This window comes from Nakamurella lactea DSM 19367 (assembly GCF_000426645.1).
Classification (GTDB): domain Bacteria; phylum Actinomycetota; class Actinomycetes; order Mycobacteriales; family Nakamurellaceae; genus Nakamurella; species Nakamurella lactea.
The window spans coordinates 179,124-185,123 of record NZ_AUFT01000016.1; the positions used below are offsets into that span (position 1 = coordinate 179,124).

At 68.4% G+C, this 6,000-nt stretch carries 5 protein-coding genes; 4 read left to right on the plus strand and 1 reads right to left on the minus strand.

The genetic code is table 11. The features are described 5' to 3' along the window. Positions 1–89 precede the first annotated feature (89 nt). From K340_RS0116190 to K340_RS0116200, 3 genes are all read left to right on the plus strand, one after another. On the plus strand, positions 90–1,769 hold the full coding sequence (locus K340_RS0116190) for a fatty acyl-AMP ligase (RefSeq protein ID WP_029137482.1): 1,680 nt from the start codon (positions 90–92) through the stop codon (positions 1,767–1,769). A 96-nt stretch (positions 1,770–1,865) separates the two neighbouring features. Continuing rightward, positions 1,866–2,963 (plus strand): ATP-binding protein, encoded by a 1,098-nt coding sequence (locus K340_RS0116195; protein WP_211229480.1) that lies wholly within the window; start codon positions 1,866–1,868, stop codon positions 2,961–2,963. Between the two features lie 171 nt (positions 2,964–3,134). After that, entirely contained in the window at positions 3,135–4,022 is an 888-nt protein-coding gene (locus K340_RS0116200) for a DUF1214 domain-containing protein (protein WP_051266560.1), read from the plus strand. A gap of 19 nt (positions 4,023–4,041) precedes the next feature. On the opposite strand, the gene pth is transcribed toward K340_RS0116200, so the two are convergent. Next, positions 4,042–4,644 carry an aminoacyl-tRNA hydrolase gene (pth, locus tag K340_RS0116205; protein WP_051266538.1) on the minus strand — a complete coding sequence of 201 codons (603 nt, stop codon included), beginning with the start codon at positions 4,642–4,644 and terminating at the stop codon, positions 4,042–4,044. Positions 4,645–4,942: 298 nt separating this feature from the next. On the opposite strand from pth, the gene K340_RS35245 reads away from it, so the two are divergent. After that, positions 4,943–5,836: a response regulator transcription factor gene (locus K340_RS35245; protein WP_037365071.1), complete on the plus strand. Its 894-nt coding sequence runs from the start codon at positions 4,943–4,945 to the stop codon at positions 5,834–5,836. Positions 5,837–6,000 lie beyond the last annotated feature (164 nt).

The window sequence follows — 6,000 nt, forward strand, 5'->3', positions numbered from 1 at the left end:
GAACCCGCCGAGTCGGAGCGTTCGTCCCCGTGCCGCATCCTCGCCGGGCGCATCACCGGTCCGACGGACCGCCGGATAGGTTGTGCGGCATGAGCCAGTTCACCGCGGCGCTGGTCGCCGCCGCTGCGAGCGCACAGGGGATGACGACCGGCGATCCGGCGGCGCCGGTCCGCACCGGATGGCGCGAGGTGCACAGTCGGGCGCGCCGGATGGCCGCGGTGCTCGCCGACCGTGGGGTCGGCGCCGGATCCGCGGTCGCCGTGCTGGCCGCCACGCCGGCCGACATCGCGCCGGCCGCGCAGGCGGTCTGGCTGGCCGGCGGCTCGGTCACCATGCTGCACCAACCCACCGCCCGGACCGACCTTGCGTCCTACGCTCACGAGACCGCGACCGTGCTGGGGGTGATCGGCGCCCGGTTCATCATCGTCGGAGCACCGTTCGAGAGCGCGGCGGAGGCGTTGGTCGCCGGCGGCATCTCGGTGCTGAACATCCCGGATCTCGACGCGGGTGACGACACGGAATTCGAACCGATCGCGGTGGACGAGGCGTCAACCGCGTTGTTGCAGTTGACATCCGGCTCCACCGCGACGCCGAAGGCGGTGCGGATCACCCACGCGAATCTGTGGGCGAACATCGAGGCCATGTGCGCCACCGCCGATCTGCAGGCCGGCCGGGACGTGATGGTGTCCTGGTTGCCGCTGTTCCACGACATGGGGATGGTCGGCTTCCTCACCCTGCCGATGTGTCGGGGGCTCGAACTGGTGAAGGTGACCCCGGGCGACTTCCTGCGCAACCCGCTGCTCTGGCCGGAGCTGATCTCGCGGTTCGGCGGAACCTGCACGGCCGCACCGAATTTCGCCTACGCGATCACCGCCAGGGTACTGCCGCGGGCGACCGGGGTCGACCTGTCGAGCCTGCGGTTCGCGCTCAACGGCGCCGAGCCCATCGATGTCGCGGCCACCGAGGCCTTCCTGGAGGCCGGCGCGCCGTTCGGGCTGCCGGCCACCGCCATGGTGCCGGCCTACGGGATGGCGGAGGCGACACTCGGGGTCGCCTTCCACCCGTGGGGGACGCCGTTGCAGATCGACACCGTGGATGCGGTGGCGCTGGAAAACGAGCGAAAAGCGGTACCGGTCAACGAGTCCGAACCAAAGCACGCGGATGACGGGGCCCTCCGCCGGTATCCGTTGCTGGGCCCGCCGCTGCCGGGCATCGAGGTCACGGTGAAGGCCGCAGACGGCCGCGAGCTCGGCGAGCGGGAGGTCGGGGTACTGCAGCTGCGCGGCGATTCGGTGACCTCCGAATACCTGACCGTCGACGGCCCGTTGCCGACCCGCGGAGCCGACGGCTGGCTGGACACCGGCGATCTCGGATACCTGGTCAACGGTCAGGTGGTGGTCTGTGGGCGGGTCAAGGACGTGATCATCATGGGCGGACGCAACATCTACCCGACCGACATCGAACGGGTCGCGCAGACGGTCGCTGGGGTGCGGGCCGGCAATGCGGCGGCGGTGCGCTGGTCGACCGGTGGTGGGCGCGAGTCGTTCGCCGTCGTCGTCGAGTCTAGGGAGGCCGGGGATGCCGCTGCCGTGCAACGGATCACCGACGGCGTGCGGTCGCTGGTCACATCGGTGATCGGTGCCAGGCCGGCGCTGGTGCAGGTGGTGCCGGTCGGGACCCTGCCGAAGACGCCGTCCGGCAAGATCAAGCGGGCGGCCGCGGCCGGGCTGCTGCGTGACGCGGTCGGTGCCGCCGCGGACCGGCACTGACGACCGGTCGGCCCGGCCCGTTCTCGTCCGGTCTGGATGAGACCGGCCGAAAGATCAGCTACTACCGTCGGAACGACATCGAAAGTGAGGTACCAGGTGGCGACCAAGGAAGTGCTCGTCGTCGGTGGCGACGCGACCGATCCTCTGCGAGAGATCGGGGTACTGGCCAAGAAGCTCAACCGGCATACGTTCTGGTGTGGACAGAGCGGATCGGGCAAGACCTACGCGCTCGGGGTTCTGCTCGAACAGATCATCCTGCACACCGCGCTTCCGGTGCTGGTGTTCGACCCGAACGGCGACTTCGTGCGGCTCGGGCATTCGCGGGCCACCGCATCGGAGAGCGAGAGCCGACTGCTGGCCGAGCGGGACATCCGAGTACTTCACTCCACCGGCGACCAACAGCCACGACTGCGGGTGCGTTTCGTCGATCTGGACCTGCGGGCGCGGGCTGCCGTGCTGGATCTCGACCCGCTGGTGGACGCCGAAGAGTACAACATGCTGATCCAGTTGGAGCGCGAGTTCGGGCCGCAGGACTATGAAGCCATGATGGCGGGACTGCGGACCGCGTCGGTGCCGGCCAGGCGTGCGTTGGCGCTGAGGGTGGACAACCTCGGGGCACTCGAGTGGGATCTGTGGGCCCGCGGCGAGGTCCCCGCCGAAGAGATCATCGCCGAGCGCGCCGACGCAACCGTCCTCGACCTGGGTGGATTCCGTCGTCGTGAGGAGCCGCGGATCGCCGCACTGAGTGTGCTGCAACACCTTTGGGAGAAGCGGGAGAGCCGGGTGCCCAGGCTCATCGTCATCGACGAGGCTCACAACCTGTGCCCGCCGAACCCGGACACCCTGGTCGAGAAGCTGCTCGTCGAGCAGATCGTGCAGATCGCGGCGGAGGGCCGCAAGTACGGGCTGTGGCTGCTGCTGTCCACCCAGCGGCCGTCGAAGGTGCACCCCGAGGTGATCTCGCAGTGCGACAACATCGTGATGATGAAGATGAACGGTCCGCGCGATCTGCTGGAACTCAGCGAGATCTTCGGGTTCGTACCGCGGGAGATCTTCGACCGGGCGAAGTCGTTCACCCTCGGCCAGGCACTGGTCGCCGGTGGGTTCATCGAGGCTCCGACGGTGGTGCGGATGCGCGACCGGATCACCGAGGAGCCCGGTGGTGACATCTCGGTTCCGTTGCGGGACTCATAACAACACCGTGGGCAGCCTTGTGGTCCCGTCCGACCGGGCGGATCGACGGGTACGAGAGGCCGTCGTGGTCGGGTACTGCCGACTCTGGCGTGCCGTCTGGCCGCATGCAATGATCCATTTGTGACCACCCAGGTGAACGTCGATAATTTCGCCCGCGCCGAGACCGACCGCATGTTCCACGAGCTGCAGCAGAACGCGGGTGGAGTCGGCCGGTTCCTGCACAACCGCGAACCGGCGGCGATCGACAAGCAGACGGTGATCCGACTCAACCGCGACACGCTCTACAGTTTCGCGATCGTCGACGCCACCGCCGGCGCAACGCTGACGCTGCCCGACCACGGCGACCGGTACCTGTCGGCGATGATCGTCAATCAGGACCACTACGTTGACGCGATCTTGCACGAACCGGGCGAGTACGAGATCAGCTCGGACCGGTTCGGTACGCCGTATGTGGCAGTTGCGATCCGGGTCCTTGTCGATCCGGCCGATCCGGCGGACATCGCCGCCGTTGCCGCGATCCAGGGCCAGATCTCGCTGACCAACGGCTCAGCTGCGGCGTTCGAGTATCCGGACTACGACACCGAATCGTTCGACGAGACCCGCGATGCGCTGCTTTCCCTGGCCCGCAACTTGACCGGGTTCGACCGGATGTTCGGAGCCAAGGACGACGTCGACCCGGTGCGTCACCTGATCGGCACTGCGGCGGGCTGGGGTGGCCTGCCGAGCAGCGAGGCCTTCTATGTCGGGGTCGATCCGCGCCTGCCGGTCGGCAACTACGAACTGACCGTTGCCGACGTCCCGGTCGACGGTTTCTGGTCGATCTCGGTGTACAACGCCAAGGGCTTCTTCGAGCCGAACGAGCGCGGCGCCTATACGGTCAACAACATCACCGGGGTGCGCAATCCCGACGGCTCCGTGACGGTCCGGTTCGGTGACTATCCACCCGAGATCCCCAACGCGATCCCGATCACCGAAGGCTGGAACTACCTCGTGCGGCTCTACCGACCGCGACCCGAGGTCCTCGACGGTACCTGGAGCTTCCCCGGCCTCACCGGATAGAGCCGCCGATATTCGACCGTCAGTGCAGTCGGTTCTGTGTCTCCAGCAGGCCGAGCCGGATCAGTAGCTCAACGGCGTCGGCGGCGTTCTCCAGGTCGATCGGCAGTTCCTTACGTTCGGCCGTTGAGAAGTCCTTGAGCACGAAATCGGCCGGATCCTGGCGCCCCGGTGGTCGGCCGATGCCGAACCGCACCCGCAGATAGTCCTTGGTGCCCAACGAGTTCGAGATCGATCGGAGCCCGTTGTGGCCGCCCTCGCCGCCGCCCTGCTTGACCCTGACGGTCTGCGGTGGCAGGTCGAGTTCGTCGTGTATCACCACGATCTGCGCCGGCGGGATCTTGAAGAACCGGGCCAGGCCGGCGGTCGCCCCACCGGACAGGTTCATGTACGAGCGCGGTTTCGCCAGCACGACCCGCGCGCCGGCCAGCCGGCCCTCGAGCACATCGGCGCCGGACTTGTGCGACTTGAACCTCCCGCCGATCCGCTCGGCCAGCAGGTCGGCGACCATCGCTCCGACATTGTGCCGGTTCCCGGTGTACGAGGGTCCTGGGTTGCCGAGCCCGACGATCAGCGCCGGATCGAGGGCAGGCCCGGCCGGTGCCGGCGGAGTCGGTGAGTTCACCCGGACACCGTAACCGGCTGCACGCTGCCGCCCGACGGGCCGGCGGGCCGACGGGAGGCGGGGCGGCCGGGCTTTCGAAAGCTCATCCGAATGGAACGAAAGCCATGCAGTTTCGATGAGGCGATCCGAAGATTCGACACTCATGTCACCCGTTCGGGTGGATTGTTGACGTCTCATCCGTCCGTGTGCTTACACTGCGTGCACGCACGGTCGGTTGGAGGCCTTGTCGGGTGGCCAACGGGACGCGCGATCGTCGGGGGACGACGCACGGAGCCATCATCCTGACCTGGGGAGCGCCATGACGACGACGCCGACAATTGTGGTGACCGGTGATCTGGCCGCCGTCATGAGATTCCGCACCGGACTGAGTCAGGCCGGGATCACCGTCATGGACCACACCGGCGCTGGATCGCAGGTGGACATCTGCGTCGTCGCCGTCGACCACGCGGGCCGGGTCGCCCGGTCGGTCGACGGGGCGCAGGTCGCACCCCTGGCCCGGCACATCGTCGTGGTCGCCCCGGCAGCGTCGCTCGATGAATTGCTCGCCGCCGTGGCGGCGGGCGCCGACGGGTGGATGCTGCCGACCGCCGGCGCGGCGACCTGGGCCCGCACGTTGGACGGCGTCCGCCGCGGGGAGAGCGGGTTCTCCCGGATGGACGCCATGCAGCTACTGCAGGCGTCGCGGACCGGGGTAGCGCGGCAACTGGGCCCGGCCACCGGAGGGTCCATGACACCCCGTGAGCGGGAGGTCCATCAGTCGCTCGCGGCCGGTGCCACCACCAGGGAGGTCGCCCGCCGGCTGGACATCACCGAGGGCACCGTGCGATGGCACGCAGCCAGGGCGCAGAAGAAGGTGCGGGCGATCGTGCCCGGCAACGACCTGTTCTCCGCGACGGGGCGCGGCGACGGCCGGAACTCGCCGACCAAGCCGCGAACGATCAGCTCGCCGAAGACGCCGGCGCCGCCCCGGGATGCCCGGCCGGTGGTGTCGGTGCTGAGCCGCGCCGAACTGCGGGTGGCGATGCTGGTCGCCGACGGCATGTCCAACCCGGAGATCGCCGCCCGCCTGTTCGTCTCACGACATACGGTCGAGTCCCACCTCAAGCAGATCTTCGTCAAACTGGAGATCCGCTCGCGGCTGCAGCTGGCCCGTCGGGTGTTGGCGTCGACGCCGCACTCGCAGATCGGCTGACGGCACCGGCGGAATTCCGCCGGTGCCGTCATTTTCGCCGCAGCCGCGGCGACCGGGTCGGTCAGGGAGTCGGGATGATCTCGATGGCGGAGATCTTGGCCCACTCGACCCGTTTGATGAAGTCGAGGTTGACGACGCCGTCGGTGACGGTGACCGGGAAGTCG